Source organism: Stenotrophomonas sp. LGBM10 (assembly GCF_046736075.1).
In the GTDB taxonomy this organism is placed as follows: domain Bacteria; phylum Pseudomonadota; class Gammaproteobacteria; order Xanthomonadales; family Xanthomonadaceae; genus Stenotrophomonas.
This window is the reverse complement of the sequence record NZ_CP177163.1, coordinates 2210238-2227500: the sequence shown is the minus strand read 5'-3', so window position 1 is coordinate 2227500 and position 17263 is coordinate 2210238. Positions and strand designations below refer to the sequence as shown.

At 67.0% G+C, this 17263-nt stretch carries 12 protein-coding genes and 2 rRNA genes (1 of these 14 running past the window's edge); 8 read left to right on the top strand and 6 right to left on the bottom strand.

The genetic code is table 11. From position 1 onward, the window contains the following. Together ACLB90_RS09385 and rrf are read left to right on the top strand one after the other, a co-directional pair. A 23S ribosomal RNA gene (locus ACLB90_RS09385) occupies nt 1–1973 on the top strand (it extends 906 nt beyond the left edge of the window). Nucleotides 1974–2097: 124 nt separating this feature from the next. After that, nucleotides 2098–2212, top strand: a 5S ribosomal RNA gene (rrf, locus tag ACLB90_RS09380). 566 nt (nt 2213–2778) lie between these two features. Here the strand turns inward: rrf and ACLB90_RS09375 are convergent. The 3 genes from ACLB90_RS09375 to hemH form a co-directional block, all read right to left on the bottom strand. Further along, on the bottom strand, nt 2779–4521 hold the full coding sequence (locus ACLB90_RS09375; RefSeq protein ID WP_411852664.1) for a methyl-accepting chemotaxis protein: 1743 nt from the start codon (nt 4519–4521) through the stop codon (nt 2779–2781). Nucleotides 4522–4904: 383 nt separating this feature from the next. Continuing rightward, nucleotides 4905–5753, bottom strand: a complete 849-nt coding sequence (locus tag ACLB90_RS09370) for an alpha/beta fold hydrolase (protein WP_411852663.1) — start codon at nt 5751–5753, stop codon at nt 4905–4907. After that, a complete protein-coding gene (gene hemH, locus ACLB90_RS09365) occupies nt 5750–6712 on the bottom strand; it encodes a ferrochelatase (protein ID WP_411852662.1) in 963 nt (320 codons plus the stop codon). Before hemH ends, ACLB90_RS09370 begins: the two co-directional genes overlap by 4 nt. Before the next feature lie 164 nt (nt 6713–6876). On the opposite strand from hemH, the gene ACLB90_RS09360 reads away from it, so the two are divergent. The 4 genes from ACLB90_RS09360 (at nt 6877) to tatC (ending at nt 9341) form a co-directional block, all read left to right on the top strand. Further along, complete coding sequence (locus tag ACLB90_RS09360; RefSeq protein ID WP_411852661.1) at nt 6877–7764, top strand: lipid-binding SYLF domain-containing protein; 888 nt, start codon at nt 6877–6879, stop codon at nt 7762–7764. 75 nt (nt 7765–7839) lie between these two features. Next, nucleotides 7840–8070 (top strand): Sec-independent protein translocase subunit TatA, encoded by a 231-nt coding sequence (tatA, locus tag ACLB90_RS09355; RefSeq protein ID WP_411852660.1) that lies wholly within the window; start codon nt 7840–7842, stop codon nt 8068–8070. Between the two features lie 15 nt (nt 8071–8085). Then, entirely contained in the window at nt 8086–8595 is a 510-nt protein-coding gene (gene tatB / locus ACLB90_RS09350; RefSeq protein ID WP_411852659.1) for a Sec-independent protein translocase protein TatB, read from the top strand. After that, complete coding sequence (gene tatC, locus ACLB90_RS09345) at nt 8592–9341, top strand: twin-arginine translocase subunit TatC (RefSeq protein ID WP_411852658.1); 750 nt, start codon at nt 8592–8594, stop codon at nt 9339–9341. The genes tatB and tatC overlap by 4 nt, the downstream gene beginning before the upstream one ends. A gap of 1178 nt (nt 9342–10519) precedes the next feature. On the opposite strand, the gene ACLB90_RS09340 is transcribed toward tatC, so the two are convergent. From ACLB90_RS09340 to ACLB90_RS09330, 3 genes are all read right to left on the bottom strand, one after another. Then, nucleotides 10520–11413 (bottom strand): BPSS1780 family membrane protein, encoded by an 894-nt coding sequence (locus tag ACLB90_RS09340; RefSeq protein ID WP_411852657.1) that lies wholly within the window; start codon nt 11411–11413, stop codon nt 10520–10522. A gap of 114 nt (nt 11414–11527) precedes the next feature. Continuing rightward, nucleotides 11528–12247 carry a glutamine amidotransferase gene (locus tag ACLB90_RS09335; protein WP_411852656.1) on the bottom strand — a complete coding sequence of 240 codons (720 nt, stop codon included), beginning with the start codon at nt 12245–12247 and terminating at the stop codon, nt 11528–11530. After that, nucleotides 12219–14057, bottom strand: a complete 1839-nt coding sequence (locus ACLB90_RS09330) for a GspE/PulE family protein (RefSeq protein WP_411852655.1) — start codon at nt 14055–14057, stop codon at nt 12219–12221. The genes ACLB90_RS09335 and ACLB90_RS09330 overlap by 29 nt, the downstream gene beginning before the upstream one ends. 198 nt (nt 14058–14255) lie before the next feature. Here ACLB90_RS09330 and glyQ point away from each other — a divergent pair, with 198 nt between their 5' ends. Both glyQ and glyS read left to right on the top strand, forming a co-directional pair. Continuing rightward, nucleotides 14256–15167: a glycine--tRNA ligase subunit alpha gene (gene glyQ, locus ACLB90_RS09325; protein ID WP_411852654.1), complete on the top strand. Its 912-nt coding sequence runs from the start codon at nt 14256–14258 to the stop codon at nt 15165–15167. After that, nucleotides 15164–17260, top strand: coding sequence for a glycine--tRNA ligase subunit beta (glyS, locus tag ACLB90_RS09320; protein WP_411852653.1), 2097 nt, complete (start codon nt 15164–15166; stop codon nt 17258–17260). The genes glyQ and glyS overlap by 4 nt, the downstream gene beginning before the upstream one ends. The last annotated feature ends 3 nt before the right edge of the window (nt 17261–17263 follow it).

Sequence of the window (17263 nt, the reverse complement as noted above, 5' to 3'; positions counted from 1 at the left end):
GACGGACTGTATGGGAGACACACGGCGGGTGCTAACGTCCGTCGTGAAAAGGGAAACAACCCAGACCCACAGCTAAGGTCCCAAATTCACTGCTAAGTGGAAAACCATGTGGAAAGGCACAGACAGCCAGGAGGTTGGCTTAGAAGCAGCCACCCTTTAAAGAAAGCGTAATAGCTCACTGGTCGAGTCGGTCTGCGGGGAAGATTTAACGGGGCTAAGCAGTGAACCGAAGCTTGGGGTGTGCATATTTATATGTACGCGGTAGAGGAGCGTTCCGTAAGCCGTTGAAGGTGGATTGAGAAGTCTGCTGGAGGTATCGGAAGTGCGAATGCTGACATGAGTAACGATAATGCGGGTGAAAAACCCGCACGCCGAAAGCCCAAGGTTTCCTTGCGCAACGTTAATCGGCGCAGGGTGAGTCGGCCCCTAAGGCGAGGACGAAAGTCGTAGTCGATGGGAAGCAGGTTAATATTCCTGCACCTCGCGTAAGTGCGATGGAGGGACGGAGAAGGTTAGGTGTACCCGGCGTTGGTTGTCCGGGGGAAAGGCGGTAGGTTTGGATCTTTGGCAAATCCGGGATCCTTTAAGACCGAGCACCGAGACGAGCCTTTAAGGCGAAGTCACTGATACCACGCTTCCAGGAAAAGCTCCTAAGCTTCAGCTTACGCAGACCGTACCGTAAACCGACACAGGTGGGTAGGATGAGAATTCTCAGGCGCTTGAGAGAACTCGGGTGAAGGAACTAGGCAACATGGCACCGTAACTTCGGGAGAAGGTGCGCCCTTTTTGGTGGCTCATGCGAGCTATAGCTGAAGAGGGCCGCAGTAACCAGGCCGCTGCGACTGTTTATCAAAAACACAGCACTCTGCAAACACGAAAGTGGACGTATAGGGTGTGACGCCTGCCCGGTGCTGGAAGGTTAATTGATGGGGTCAGCCGCAAGGCGAAGCTCTTGATCGAAGCCCCAGTAAACGGCGGCCGTAACTATAACGGTCCTAAGGTAGCGAAATTCCTTGTCGGGTAAGTTCCGACCTGCACGAATGGCGTAACGACAGCGGCGCTGTCTCCACCCGAGACTCAGTGAAATTGAAATCGCTGTGAAGATGCAGCGTTCCCGTGGCAAGACGGAAAGACCCCGTGAACCTTTACTATAGCTTTACACTGAACGTTGAGTTCGTCTGTGTAGGATAGGTGGGAGGCTATGAAACTGTGGCGCTAGCTGCAGTGGAGCCATCCTTGAAATACCACCCTGTCGTGCTTGACGTTCTAACCTGGGCCCATTATCTGGGTCGGGGACCGTGTATGGTGGGTAGTTTGACTGGGGCGGTCTCCTCCTAAAGAGTAACGGAGGAGCTCGAAGGTACGCTCAGCGCGGTCGGACATCGCGCACTGTGTGCAAAGGCATAAGCGTGCTTGACTGCAAGATCGACGGATCAAGCAGGTAGGAAACTAGGACTTAGTGATCCGGTGGTTCTGTATGGAAGGGCCATCGCTCAACGGATAAAAGGTACTCCGGGGATAACAGGCTGATACCGCCCAAGAGTTCATATCGACGGCGGTGTTTGGCACCTCGATGTCGGCTCATCACATCCTGGGGCTGTAGTCGGTCCCAAGGGTATGGCTGTTCGCCATTTAAAGTGGTACGCGAGCTGGGTTCAGAACGTCGTGAGACAGTTCGGTCCCTATCTGCCATGGGCGTTGGAGATTTGAGAGGGGCTGCTCCTAGTACGAGAGGACCGGAGTGGACGAACCTCTGGTGTTCCGGTTGTCACGCCAGTGGCATTGCCGGGTAGCTATGTTCGGAAGCGATAACCGCTGAAAGCATCTAAGCGGGAAGCGCGCCTCAAGATGAGATCTCCCGGGGCACAAGCCCCCTGAAGGAACCATATAGACTATGTGGTTGATAGGTCAGGTGTGTAAGTACAGCAATGTATTGAGCTAACTGATACTAATGATCCGTGTGGCTTGACCATATAACCTCAAGTTGCCTTGGCCGACATGACATGTCGTTAGATACCAAGTGCACGCTACGTCACAAGAACTATGAGAGGCAGGCGCCTAAATCCGTTGTTTGGATGGCGACGCTCCAACCGTCTCCCTGGTGAAATTAGCGCTGTGGAACCACCCGATCCCATCCCGAACTCGGAAGTGAAACGCAGCTGCGCCGATGGTAGTGTGGCCTAAGCCATGCGAGAGTAGGTCATCGCCAGGGTTTACACCCCCAAAACCCCGCTGCTCACGCAGCGGGGTTTTTTCTTTGTGCGTTTCGGGCGACGGCGCGCGGTGATGGAGCGTGCCGACCAGCGGTCGGCACCTACCGGGAGCCGGTCTACATCGGGACGCGGCGCCACGGATCGATGCGGATGCATTGCAATCCCTTAGTAGCGCCCGACCGTTGGTCGCGGCGACGGCGCGCGGCGGCGGGATTTGCGCACGGTGATGGAGCGTGCCGACCAGCGGTCGGCACCTACCGGGAGCCGGTCTACATCGGGACGCGGCGCCACGGATCGATGCCGATGCACTGCAACCCCCGGTAGCGCCCGACCGCTGGTCGGGCGACGGCGCGCAGCGTCGGGCCGTGCGCGCGGTGATGGAGCGTGCCGACCAGCGGTCGGTACCTACGCCAATTCCGTGGGATGTGCCGATCAACGACGGGACGCACGCGATACCCGTGGGATGTGCCGACCAGCGGTCGGTACCTGCCGGGACCTGCCTGCGAACCGCCCACAAAAAACGGCGCCCGCGGGCGCCGTTTTTCGTTTCATCGCGTTGCGCGGATCACGCTGCGGTGCGCATTCCCTGCGGTGCGGCGTCGTTGTGCGCCTGGTGGCGGAACACGGCGACAGCCTCGGTCAGCTCCTGCGCCTGGCCCTCCAGCAGACGCGCCGCGGCGCTGGCTTCTTCGACGAGCGCGGCGTTCTGCTGGGTGGCATCGTCCATCTGGGCGACGGTCTGGTTGACCTGGTCGATACCGGCGGCCTGCTCCTGCGATGCCGAGGAGATCTCGACCATGATGCCGCTCACGCCGGCAACGCTGCTGACGATCTCCTGCATGGTCCGGCCGGCGTCCTGCACGAGGCGTGCACCGTCGGCGACATGGCTGGCGGCGTCTTCGATCAGATGCTTGATCTCCTTGGCGGCATCGGCTGATCGCTGCGCGAGGATGCGTACCTCGCTGGCCACCACCGCGAAACCGCGGCCCTGCTCGCCGGCGCGGGCGGCCTCGACGGCGGCATTGAGGGCAAGGATATTGGTCTGGAAGGCGATGCCGTCGATCACACGGGTAATGTCGGCGATGCGCGTGGAGGCGCCCTGGATGGTGTCCATCGTGGTGACCACGCGGCCGACCACCTCGCTGCCACGGCTGGCGACATCATGCGCGCCCTGCGCCAACGCGCTGGCCTGGCGGGCATGCTCGGCGTTCTGACGCACGGTGGAGGTGAGCTCTTCCATCGAGGCGGCGGTCTCTTCCAGGTGGGCGGCCTGCCGTTCGGTGCGCTCGGACAGATCGCTGTTGCCGCTGGCGATCTCGCTGGCGGCCAGCGAGATCGAGCCGGTGCACTGCTTGATCCGCTCGACCATCGCGGTGAGCTGGGCGGCGGTCGCGTTGGCATCGCGCTGCATGGCGGCGAACGAACCGTCGAATTCGCCGTGCATGCGCTGGTCCAGGTCGCCTTCGGCAAGCGCCGAGAGCACGCGGCGGATTTCGCCCACGGTGCTGCCAACGCTGTCCAGCAGCTGGTTGATGCCGCCGGTCAGACCGTCGAGGAAGCTGGCGCCGCTGTTGCTGGCGGGCAGGCGTTGATCGAGGTCGCCCTTGGTGGCCGCGGCGACGATGCCGGCGACGGCGGTCTCCAGCAGCAGTTCCTGGGTACGGTCATGCCACTCCACGGCAAAGCCGAGGCGCTGCCCGCGCGCATCGAATACCGGCGTAACCACCTGGGCGAAGTGCACCGGCCCGATCCGCACGCGGCCGTGATGGGCCTGGCTCAGGGTATTGAGGATGCCGCGGATGCGGTCCGGATCGACATGGAAGCGGTGGATGCTGCTGCCCACCAGGCGCTCGGCGTCGAAATCGGGAAATGCCTCGCGCAGGTTGCTCTGCTGGTTGCGCAGCAGGGTGATCACGGACTGGTTGACGTAGCGGATCACGTGGTCGTTGTCGGCGATCATCATCGCGGTGCGCGACACGTCCAGGGCCTGCCGGATCTGCGCGTTCTCGTGATGACCGGCGTCTTCGTCCGCGCGGCGCCGGGCGAGATCGTCGGCCGCATCGGCAGCGCGCCCGGCGGCGAGCGCAACGGAGCGGGTCTGCCGGCGCAGGCGCACTGCCATCGTGCACAGCAGGGCGGCGCCCACCGCAGCGGCCAGCGACGGTGCGGGCTGGCGTTGCCAGATGGCCATCGCCAGCGCGGCGACCAACAGCGCGGCGGCGCCCAGCAGCATCACCGTGTCGGTGTCGAGGACCGGGCGGCGTGAACGGTCCGGCGGGCGGGAAGGGGTGTTGGGAAGGGCAGACATGACGACTCCGGAATCAGCAGGAAGCAAGAGGCCGTTACCGCATGTGCGGACAGGCGGATGCCGCGTCGAACACTGCGGCAGCAGCGGACACGGCAGCGAAGGGAAGAAGCGGGCAGGGGCCGCAGTGCGCATACGTGGCGGCGGTGGCGATCACCCCCGTCATGGCCCGGTCCTGTGGGCGATGGCACGGCCAGTACGGCATGGCGACGACGGTCCCTGGAAGCCTGGGGTGATGCGCGGCTTCGCGGCGGCGGAGCATGCGACGACACAGGCGGGGTCCTCCCGCCTGCCTCCACGGTATCGGTCGGGCGCACGGAAAATTGAGTGCGACACGATGTCGCAGTACGCCGCCGCATGCGCGCGACGGCCGTGCGCGCCGTGGGTCAGGCGGTCAGGAAACCGCGGATGACGTCGCCAATCTGCTGCGGGTGTTCCATGTGCAGGTGGTGGGTACCGGGGAACACGGCGAGGCGGCCATCGCGCAGCAGGGCAATGCGTTGGCTGCGCAGCGGCTCGGGGTAGTAGGACTGCGCGGGGGTGGCGTAGATCACCTGGGTGGGGCATTCAATGGCCGCCAGCAGGTCGTCGATCTGCGCCTCACTCAGCCGCATCGCCGTGGGCAGCATCAGGCGCGGATCGCTGCACCAGCTGTAGCCGCCGTCCACGGCCTTGACGCCGCGTTCCACCAGCAGCCGCGCGCAGGGCTCGCTGAGCTGGTTGGTCATCATCCGGGCCCGGATGGGGGTGCTCAGGTCCGGGAACACGCGCAGGTTCCTGCCGGGCAGGGCGCGCGCGGCGCGGACATGCTCGCGCAGCCGCTGCGCGGTTTCGTTCTCCGGTCCACGCAGGCCGCCAAGCGCCTCGATCGCGACCAGGCGCTGGACACGCTCCGGCGCGGCGGCCGCGGTAAGGCTGGCGATGCCGGCGCCCATCGAGTGGCCGATCAGGGTGAAACGGTCCCAGCCGAGCGCGTCGGCAACGTCGAGCACATGGCAGATCGCGCCGGGCGTGTTGTATTGCGTGCCGGGCGGCAGGTGCGCGCTGTGCCCATGCCCGGGCAGGTCGATCGCCACCAGGTCCAGGCCCGGCAGCTGGGCGGCCAACGGTACGAAGCTGGCCGCGTTGTCGAGCCAGCCGTGCAGGGCCAGCACGCGTGCGCCCCCCTGCACCGACGCGCGCAGGCCGGCCACCGTACTGCCGGCAACGTCGATGGAGAACGGCTGCAGGCTCATGCCAGCGCGGCGATGCTCAACCGCGACAACGCCAGGGCGTGTTCGGGCGCATCGTTGAGGCAGGGGATGTAACGCATGGTGGCGCCGCGCTCGGCGACGGTTTCGGTGAAGCCCAGCGCGACTTCCTCCAGCGTTTCCAGGCAGTCGGTGGCGAAGCCGGGGCATACCACGTCGATGCGGCGGGTGCCGCTTTCAGCCAGCGCCCACAGCGTGGGTTCGGCATAGGGCTGCAGCCATTTCTCGCGGCCGAAGCGCGACTGGTAGGTCAACGTCCAGTCATCGGCACCGAGTTCCAGCGCCTGCGCGATCGCCTGCGCACTGGCCTCGCAGCGCTGCGGATACGGATCACCGGCATCGGCCAGACGCTGCGGGATGCCGTGGAAGGAGAACACGAGTTTCTCGCCGCGGCCGTGCTGCGCCCACCACTGGCGGATGCTGGCGGCCACGGCCGACACCCAGTCCGGGTCGACGGCGTAATCGCGCACCAGGGTGACGGTCACGCCGGGGTGCCGCGGCTGCCAGTCGCGCACCTGGTCCTCGATCGAGGCGGTGGTGGTGGTCGAATACTGGGGATACAGCGGCAGCACCACGATCCGGCGCATGCCCTCGGTGGCCAGCCGGTCCAGCTCGGCGGTCAGCGCGGGGGCGCCATAGCGCATCGCGTGGCGCACCCGCAGGTTCGGCATCAGCGCCTGCATGGCCTCGGCCAGACGCCGCGTGTAGACCATCAGCGGCGACCCGTCGGGCAGCCAGACCTGGGCGTACTTGGCGGCCGACCGGCCACTGCGCAGCGGCAGGATCAGCCCGTACAGCAAGGGTTTCCACAGTAACGGCGGAATCGCGACCACGCGCGGATCGCTGAGGAATTCGGCCAGGTAACGACGGACCGCCGGGGCGGTGGGCGTTTCGGGGGTGCCTAGATTGACCGCCAGCACGGCGGTGTCGGGTGCGTCGAGCATGAGACTATTCTCGCAGGTCTACGCGATTGTCGGGATTGATAGACCGCATTGTGCCCATCGGGGGCGTGTATTCTCGACCGGGACACTCATTGCTGATTCATCGCAACCCCTCTAATTTCAGTTACTTGCTCTATCTTCCTGTGTCCCGACTTCTGGAGCCCGCCATGCGCCGCCTGAGCCTTGTTCTGCTGATCTCCGCCAGCCTGTTGTCGACCCAGGCAATGGCCGGCCCACAGGAGGACCAGCGTGCGCGCAACGCAGTGCGCGTCCTCAATGAAATCCAGGACATTCCGGAGCAGGGTATTCCGGACAAATTGCTGGATGAAGGCCGCGCGGTCGTCGTCATTCCCGACACGATCAAGGCGGGCCTGGTCATCGGCGGTCGCCGTGGCCACGGCCTGATGTCGGTAAAGATGCCCGACGGCAGCTGGTCCAACCCGGTGTTCGTGAAGCTCACCGGTGGCAGCATCGGTTTCCAGGCCGGCGTGCAGTCCTCGGATGTGGTGCTGGTGTTCCGCAACGACCGCAGCCTGGACAATCTCGTCAACGGCAAGTTCACCCTGGGCGCCGATGCCGGCGTGGCGGCCGGTCCGGTGGGGCGCAATGCCGCAGCGGCCACCGATGGCCAGCTGAAGGCCGAGATCTGGTCGTGGTCGCGCGCGCGTGGCCTGTTCGCCGGCGTGGCGCTGGACGGTGCCGTGCTGCAGATCGACGACGCGGCCAACCTGGATGCCTACGGCAGCAATACCACCCCGCGCATGGTCTTCGAAGGCCGCGTGGGCGAGCCGCCGTCGATCGACGTGGTGGCCTTCCGCGACCGTCTGGAAGAAGCCACCTATTCAGCCCGCGAGAAGCGCGGTACGGCGGGTTCCGCACCCGCCCCGGCAGCACGCGCGGCCGCGCCGGCCGTGGCTGAACAGGCAGCGCCTGCAAGCACCGCAGGCGCCACCACGGCACCGCTCCAGTCGGTGCCGGCGCAGCCTGCGCCCCAGCAGGGCTTCCAGCCGGTCGGCGACGGTGAAGTCCGGACTGAATCGCTGGACGGCAACTGACTTTCGTCACGCGCGCCGGCTTACCACCGGTGCGCTATGCTCAACCGTCTGATCACTACGTAACGCGAGCAGCTCATGGGCAGTTTCAGCATCTGGCATTGGTTGGTCGTGCTGGTCATCGTTCTGCTGGTGTTCGGCACCAAGAAGCTGACCAGCGGCGCCAAGGACCTTGGCAGCGCCGTCAAGGAATTCAAGAAGGGCATGCACGACGACGACAAGCCGACCGCGCAGCTCGGCGATGCGTCGCGCTCGCAGCAGGACGCGGCCAAGTCGTCGCAGGCCGAGCACGACCGCGACCCGCGCTGATCCCGGGCGGTCGGTGTGTTCGATATCGGTTTCAGTGAACTGCTGGTCATCGCGGTAGTGGCCTTGGTCGTGCTCGGTCCCGAGCGCCTGCCCAAGGCCGCGCGCTTTGCCGGGCTGTGGGTGCGGCGTGCCCGCAACCAGTGGGATTCGGTCAAGCAGGAGCTGGAGCGCGAGCTGCACGCCGAAGAGATCAAGCGTCAGTTCCGTGATGTCCAGGCGTCGGTGCAGGACACCGAAGCACAGCTGCGTGCCAGCGGCGAGGCGGTGCGGCGCGAAGCCGAACAGATGCGCGGCCAGGTGCAGCAGCACGGCAACGCGGTTGCCGAGGACGCTGCCGCGCCGTTGATGACCGGGCCGGTCCCGGGTTCGCCGGCGAGCATGGCCCAGCACGCGACAGCGCAGGACGATGAAGCGGTCGATCCGGCCCCGGTACCGCATGCGGCGCATGATGCGGCCGCGCCCCCGGGTATCGATGGCAGTGCGCCGCGTGCGGACGCCCCTCCGTCGCCGGAGGCCCCGCGATGAGCGAGACCAGTTCCCCTGAAAGTTCGCTGGTTGAACACCTGATCGAACTGCGCGCGCGCCTGGTTCGTGCCCTGCTTGGGCTGGGCGTGGTGCTGCTCGGGCTGATGCCCTTCAGCCAGAAGATCTACACGTGGCTGGCCGAACCGCTGATCTCGAAGTTGCCGCTCGGGCAGTCGATGATCGCGACCAACCCGGCCGGTGCGTTCTTCGCGCCGCTGAAGCTGACCTTCTTTGTGGCAGTGTTCGTGGCGGTGCCGTGGCTGCTGTACCAGCTGTGGGCCTTCGTGGCGCCGGGGCTGTATGCGCGCGAGAAACGGCTGGCCGTGCCGCTGCTGGTGTCGTCGGTGCTGCTGTTCTATCTCGGCTGCGCGTTCGCCTATTTCCTGGTGCTGCCGGCGGTGTTCCACTTCCTCACCACCTTCCGGCCGGAAGTGATCGCGATCACTCCGGATGCCAATGCGTACCTGGACTTCGTGCTGGCGATCTTCTTTGCCTTCGGCAGCAGCTTCGAGCTGCCGGTGGCGATGGTGATCCTGACACTGCTGGGCTGGATCAGTCCGCAGCAGTTCAAGGAAGGTCGCGGGTACGCGGTCGTGGGCATCTTCGTACTGGCCGCGGTGCTGACGCCGCCGGACGTGGTGTCGCAGTTGATGCTGGCCATCCCGATGTGCCTGCTTTACGAGCTTGGCATCCATGCCGCGCGCTGGCTGGTGCCGCGGCCCGCGCCCGGCGCGTCGGCGCAGTAGGGACACCACGGTTCTTCCCCCGTCCGCGTGGCGCGCATGCAATGCGCGGCGGTGGGTATGTCGGGCGCTGGGCCACGATGCCCTTGTCGGCGAATGTCCCCCGGCGCCGGCCTGCGGCCGTCACCTCCTCCTTTACTTCGCCCACAAGGGCATCGCGGCCCACGTGCTGGAACAACAGGCGTCTCAAAAAGGCGTGCTTTTCCGCACGCGCACCGTAAGCCGAGCCCCGTCGCGGTCGACAGGCTCCAGGGCAACGTAAAGGAGGAGGGGGCGGCCGCAGGCCGACGCCGGAGGACAGTTGCTCAGGGGCCTGTTGGCCGTGACGGGGCCCCTCAGACTCGCGGTAGACCCGAACGGAGTCACCGCTGTGCGCTTGGGCTTTTTCTGCAGGCGCGGCGGGTAGTAGGTCGGGCGCTGGGCCACGATGCCCTTGTCGGCGATTGTCCCCCGGCGCCGGCCTGCGGCCGCCACCTCCTCCTTTACTTCGCCCACAAGGGCATCGCGGCCCACGTGCTGGAACAACAGGCGCCTCAAAAAGGCGTGCTTTTCCGCACGCGCACCGCAAGCCGAGCCCCGTCGCGGTCGGCAGGCTCCAGGGCAACGTAAAGGAGGAGGGGGCGGCCGCAGGCCGACGCCGGGGGACAGTTGCCCAGGGGCCTGTTGGCCGTGACGGGGCCCTTCAGGCTCGCGGTAGACCCGAACGGAGACACCGCTGTGCGCTTGGGCGTTGTCTGCAGGTGTCGGGACCACGGGCGCCTCGCAGAAGCCGGCCAGCGGCCGGCACTACATGGGGGATTCCGGGTGGTTTCCGCACGCGCACCGTAAGCCGAGCCCCGTCGCGGTCGACAGGCTCCAGGGCAACGTAAAGGAGGAGGGGTCGGCCGCAGGCCGACGCCGGGGGACAGTTGCCCAGGGGCCTGTTGGCCGTGACGGGGCCCCTCAGACTCGCGGCAGATCCGAACGGAGACACCGCTGTGCGCTTGGGCGTTGTCTGCAGGTGTCGGGACCGCGGGCGCCTCGCAGAAGCCGGCCAGCGGCCGGCACTACATTGGGGATTCCGGGTGGTTCCGCACGCGCACCGCAAGCCGAGCTCCATCGCGGTTGCTGCACGTCTCACGCTCGCGACAGGTTGGAGAGAAAGAATAAAAAAACCCCGGCGCAGGCCGGGGTTTTCTGTATCAGGCGGCGAACATGTTGTTCGGGCCCGGCATCGGCGGCGGCTCGGTGCCCTGGCCGAACATCTGCTTCCACGCGGTGTAGATGGCCCCGGCGAACACCGGCATGATCACGCCCATCAGCAGCAGCTGGGCCACGAACAGGGCCAGGAAGGTGCCGCCGATCAGCTGGGCGATCAGCGCCACCAGCATCACCGCGAAGTAGATGGCGAACACGGCCACGAACGAGAGCAGGAAGAACACCAGCATCGCCGGCACGTTGTGCAGGCAGGCGCGCAGGCTCAGGCGCAGCGCCTGCAGGCCGTTGCGGTGCTCGAACATCACCTGCGGCGGCAGGGTGAACAGTGCCAGCGCCATCGCCAGGAAGGTGGCCACCACCAGCGCCAGCCACAGCAGGATGCGACCGGCCGGCAGGCTCGCGGCCAGCGCTTCGATCTGGGCCGGGTCCGGTTGCGCGCCGGACTGGCTGATGGTGTTGAGCTGCTCCATCACCTCGCTGAGGTGCTGCAGGCCGCTGCTGCCGATCAGCATCAACAGCAGCGCGCCGAGGAACAGGCCAGCCACCAGCTGCGGCAGCAGCGAGGCCAGCAGGTTCAGCGCACGGCCTTCGTGCAGGCCCTGCAGCAGGTGCGCGGGCTGCGCGCTGCGGCCGTGGTCGACCTCGCGCACGGCCCACACCAGACCACCGAAGAACAGCGGGCCGGCCAGCGCCATCAGCAGCTGTGCCAGCGTGCTCAGTGCCGGGCTGACCACCGCCAGCGACATCACCAGCAGCGCTACCACGGCCCAGATCACACCGAGCAGGCCAAGGGCCAGCGGCGCTCTGCGCAGCAGGGAGAAACCGGACAGCAGCCATTCCGCGCCGGCAGAGGCCGGCAGCTTGCGAATCTCGCTCATACCATTCCGAAAACTGGGGGGAAGGGCGCGGGCGCCCGTTGAATCCCGATTATCCCTGTTTTCCGCGCGCGTGACCTGAAGCCCGCGTGGGCGCGGCGCTACGACGCCAACGGCTCAGGCCAGGCGCGCCTGGCGGACGAAGCGGCGCAGCAGCTGGCGGGCCAGCGGCGCGGCGCTGACCGCGCGGGCGACGCTGCGCGCGCAACCGCCGTGCTGGCGGATGCAGTCGGCGCGGGCACGCACGTAGCCACGCATGTGGTGGGTGGCGAACTCGGGATGGAACTGCACGCCCCACGCCTGGCCGCCCCAGCGGAAGGCATGGCAGTTGTCCTGTGCCGACCGCGCCAGCACCGCCGCGCCATCGGGCGCGCGCAGCACCGTCTGCAGGTGGGTGGCGTGGGCGGGGAAACGCGCGGGCAGGCCGGCGAACAGGGGATCGCTGTCGGCGGTGGGGTCCAGCGCCAGTTCGATCGTGCCGGACTCGCGTCCGGCCGGGTTGTAGGCCACTTCGCCGCCCAGCGCGTGGGCCAGCAGCTGGTGGCCGTAGCAGATGCCGAACACCGGGCGACCGGCATGGACGGCGGTGCGCAGCCAGTCGGCACTGCGTTCGCTCCAGTCGGCACGGTCGGTGACGTAAGCGGCCGAGCCGGTCACGATCACCCCGGCGAACTGCTGGTGGGCCGGCAGCGCCTGGCCATGCTCGACGTCCACCACCACGGTCTCGTCGGCATCCAGCCCGGCGGCGACGCGGATCCAGTGCGGAAAGCGCCCGTAGCGCCGCAGCGAGGCGACGGGTTGGCCGGTTTCAATGATCAGGAAGGGCGCTGGATTCATCCGGGGGTGGTAGTACGGACAGGACTTCCTCGATTGTAGTCAGCCCTGCCGCCACCTTTTCAAGCCCCGCGCGGCGCAGGGTTCGCACCCCTTCAGCACGCGCGGCACGGTTGAATGCGGCCAGATCCATGTCCGCGCGGATCATCCTTTTCAGCCGCGAACCCAATGGCAGCAGCTCATACAGCCCCACACGGCCGAGGTAACCGGTGCGCCGGCACTCGATGCAACCCACCGGTGCATATGGCGTGGGCGCCTGAGGTAATGCTTCATCGGCATCAGCCAGCACCGCCCATTGCTCGCTGCTGAGCACGTGCGGCACCTTGCAGCTGGGGCACAGGGTGCGCACCAGGCGCTGGGCGAGGATGCCGTTGACGGTGGAGGCCAGCAGGTAGTGCGGCACGCCCAGGTCGAGCAGGCGGGTGATCGCCGAGGCGGCGTCGTTGGTGTGCAGGGTGGACAGCACCAGGTGGCCGGTCAGCGAGGCCTGGACGGCCATCTGCGCCGTCTCCAGGTCGCGGATTTCGCCGATCATGATGATGTCCGGGTCCTGCCGCAGCAGGGTGCGCACGCCGCTGGCGAAGTCCAGGTCGATGTTGGTCTGCACCTGCATCTGGTTGAACTCCGGGGCGATCATCTCGATCGGGTCTTCCACCGTGCAGACGTTGACGTCCGGCGTGGCCAGCCGCTTGAGCGTGGAGTACAGGGTGGTGGTCTTGCCCGAGCCGGTCGGCCCGGTGACCAGCACGATGCCATGCGGGCGCTCGACCAGCGCGGTCCAGCCGGCGGCTTCCTGCGGGCTGAAGCCAAGCTGGTCGATGCTCTTGAACGCGGCATCGGGATCGAAGATGCGCATCACGCACTTCTCGCCGAACGCGGTGGGCATGGTCGACAGGCGCATTTCCACCTCGCGCCCGCCCGGCGAACGGGTTTTGATGCGCCCATCCTGGGGGCGGCGACGCTCGGCCAGGTCCATGCGGCCGAGCACCTTGATGCGGCTGACCACGGCGGTCATCACCGCCGGCGGCACCTCGAACACCTTGTGCAGCACGCCATCGATGCGGAAGCGCATGCGCCCCATGTCGCGGCGCGGCTCCAGGTGGATGTCCGAGGCACGCTGCTCGTAGGCGTACTGCAGCAGCCAGTCCACGATGTGGACGATGTGCTGGTCGTCGGCATTGACGTCGCCGGCGCGGCCCAGCTCCACCAGCTGCTCGAAGCTGGGCAGGGTGCCGCTGGCCTCGCCGCGGACGTCGCCGCGCGCGCCGCGCACCGAGCGGGTCACGCCGTAGAACTCCATCGTGTAGCGATGCAGGTCCAGCGGGTTGACCATCGCCAGGTCGATGCGGCGCCGGGTGAGGTGCTGGAGATCGCGCAGCCATTCCTGCGCCAGCGGCTCGCTGGTGGCCACCAGTACCCGTTCGCTGTCCACCGCCAGCGGCAGGAAGCGGTGGCGGCGTGCGTAGGCGTGGGAGACCAGGGCGGTTACCGAGGACACATCGACCCGGGTCGGATCGACCCGCAGGTAGCGCGTGCCGGTGCGCGTGGCCAGCCATTCGGTGAGGCGCTCCAGGCCCAGTTCGCCGCCGCCGGCCGCGGCCAGCTTGAGATTGGCCAGCAGCACCAGCGGATGGACTTCGCTGGCATTGCGCGCGCCTTGGGCGGAGAAGCGGATGCGCTCCAGATCGGCGTCGGCCACCAGGCCGTCGGCGACCAGTGCCGCAGCGACCTGGTCGAAGCCGAGCCGGCCCGGCAGCAGCGGGGCGGAGGCGTCCGGGCCGGGGACGAATGAAACCGGTGGGCGCTGATCCACTGCCGAGGTCCTTGTAGCGTGCACTGCACGCGGTAATGAGGGGGCCGGTATCCCCCCGGACCGGTCCATGAACGCGCCAACGCGGTCTGTACCGCCGGCCGGACGTACCGACCGGCCCGGCCCGATGGCGTGCCGGGGCGGTGTCCGCGTGGTCGTCGCTATACTAGCGCACCCCTCCTGCAGGCAAGAATCCGCCGCATGTCCGCGACTCCCAACGTTCCGATCACTTTCCAGGGCCTGATCCAGACCCTCAACCAGTATTGGGCGCAGCAGGGCTGCGTGCTGATCCAGCCGCTGGATCTGGAGGTCGGTGCCGGCACCTTCCACCCGGCCACGTTCCTGCGCTCGATCGGTCCGGAAAGCTGGAATGCCGCGTACGTGCAGCCCTCGCGCCGGCCCACCGACGGCCGCTATGGCGAGAACCCCAACCGCCTGCAGCGCTACTACCAGTACCAGGTGGCGATGAAGCCAAGCCCGGACAACATCCAGCAGCTGTACCTGGACTCGCTCAAGGCGCTGGGCATCGACCCGCTGGTGCATGACCTGCGCTTTGTCGAGGACAACTGGGAATCGCCGACCCTGGGCGCCTGGGGCCTGGGCTGGGAAGTCTGGCTCAACGGCATGGAAGTCACCCAGTTCACCTACTTCCAGCAGGCCGGCGGCCTGGAGTGCAAGCCGGTGCTCGGCGAGATCACCTACGGCCTCGAGCGCCTGTGCATGTACCTGCAGAACTGCGACAACGTCTACGACCTGGTGTGGACCTACGGTCCGGACGGCACGCCGGTGACCTACGGCGATGTGTACCTGCAGAACGAAATCGAGCAGAGCACCTACAACTTCGAGTACGCCGACGTGGAAGAGATGTTCCACCGCTTCGACGCCTGCGAGAAAGAGGCGCAGAAGCTGGTCGATGTCGGCCTGCCGCTGCCGGCCTACGAGCAGGTGTGCAAGGCCAGCCACGCCTTCAACCTGCTGGATGCACGCCGTGCGATCAGCGTGACCGAGCGCCAGCGCTACATCCTGCGCGTGCGCGCGCTGGCCCAGGCGGTGGCCAAGCTGTACGAGGCCAAGCGCCTCGAAGCCGTCGCTGCCAAGGAGGTGCAGGCATGAGCACGATGCTGCCGCTGCTGATCGAACTGGGCACCGAAGAGCTGCCGGTCAAGGCGCTGCCGGGTCTGGCCCAGGCTTTCTTCGAGGGCGTTGTGGACGGCCTGACCAAGCGCGGCGTCGCCATCGAGCGTGGCGATGCCAAGCCGCTGTCGACCCCGCGCCGCCTGGCGGTGCTGCTGCCCGGCGTGGCCGTGGAGCAGCCGGAACAGCACAGCGAAGTGCTGGGCCCGTACCTGAACATCGCACTGGATGCCGACGGCCAGCCGACCAAGGCGCTGCAGGGCTTTGCCGCCAAGGCCGGCATCGACTGGACCGCGCTGGAGCGCACCAGCGACGCCAAGGGCGAGCGCTTCGTGCACCGCTCCACCACGCCGGGCGCACGCACCGCCACGCTGCTGCCGGAGATTCTGCGCGAGGCGATCGCGGCGATGCCGATTCCCAAGCCGATGCGCTGGGGCAGCCACGCCTACGGCTTCGCCCGCCCGGTGCACTGGCTGGTGCTGCTGCACGGCGGCGACATCGTCGAGGCCGAAGTGCTGGGCCTGAAGGCCGATCGCATGAGCCGCGGTCACCGCTTCATGCACGACAAGACCGTGTGGCTGACGTCGCCGGAGGACTACGTCAGCTCGCTGCAGGCGGCCTTCGTGCTGGTCGACGCCGACGTGCGCCGCACCCGCATCGTCGAGGCGGTCAATGCCGCAGCGGCGCAGGCCGGTGGCCAGGCGCGGATCACCGATGACAACCTGGAGCAGGTGGTCAACCTGGTCGAATGGCCGGCACCGGTGCTGTGCAGTTTCGAGCGCGAGTTCCTGGCGGTGCCGCAGGAAGCGCTGATCGAAACGATGGAGATCAACCAGAAGTTCTTCCCGGTGCTCGATGCGGGCGGCAAGCTGACCGAGAAGTTCATCGGCATCGCCAACATCGAGTCCAAGGACGTGGCCGAAGTGGCCAAGGGCTACGAGCGGGTGATCCGCCCGCGCTTCTCCGATGCCAAGTTCTTCTTCGATGAAGACCTCAAGCAGGGTCTGGACGCGATGGGCGAGGGCCTGAAGACGGTGACCTACCAGGCCAAGCTGGGCTCGGTGGCCGACAAGGTGCTGCGCGTGGTGGCCCTGGCCGAGGTGATCGCGCCGCAGGTGGGCGTGGATCCGGTGCTGGCCAGGCGCGCTGCGGTGCTGGCCAAGAACGACCTGCAGTCGCGCATGGTCAACGAATTCCCCGAACTGCAGGGCATCGCCGGCCGCCATTACGCCCTCGCCGGCGGTGAGTCGCCGGAGGTGGCGCTGGCCATCGATGAGGCCTACCAGCCGCGCTTTGGTGGCGACGACATCGCGCTGTCGCCGCTGGGCAAGGTGCTGGCGATTGCCGAGCGTGCCGACACCCTGGCCGGCGGTTTCGCCGCGGGCCTGAAGCCGACCGGCAACAAGGATCCGTTCGCCCTGCGCCGCAACGCGCTGGGCCTGGCGCGGACGGTGATCGAGAGTGGGTTCGACCTGGATCTTCGCGCGCTGATCGGTACGGCCATCGCCGGCCTGCCGGCGGCCGTGGCACCGAGTGTCGAACGCAAGACCGACGCGCTGCCGCAGGACCTGTACGACTTCATCCTCGACCGCCTGAAGGGCTACTACGCCGACAAGGGCGTGCCGGCCACGCACTTCAACGCGGTGGCCGAACTGAAGCCGGCCTCGCTGTACGACTTCGACCGCCGCATCGATGCCATCGGCACGTTTGCCGCGCTGCCCGAGGCCGAGGCGCTGGCCGCAGCCAACAAGCGCATCCGCAACATCCTGCGCAAGGCCGAGGGCGAGATCCCGGGCATGATCGACCGCGCGCTGCTGGCCGAACCGGCCGAGAGCGCGCTGGCCGAAGCGGTGGAGGCGGCGATCGAGGAAAGCAACGCCAGCCTGCACCAGAAGGACTACGTCAGCGTGCTCAACCGCCTGGCCCGCCTGCGTCCGCAGGTGGATGCGTTCTTCGATGCGGTGATGGTCAATGCCGAGGACCCCGCGCTGCGCGCCAACCGCCTGGCCCTGCTCACGCGCCTGGGCGACCGCCTGGGCAGCGTGGCGGCGATCGAGCACCTGTCCAGCTGAGGC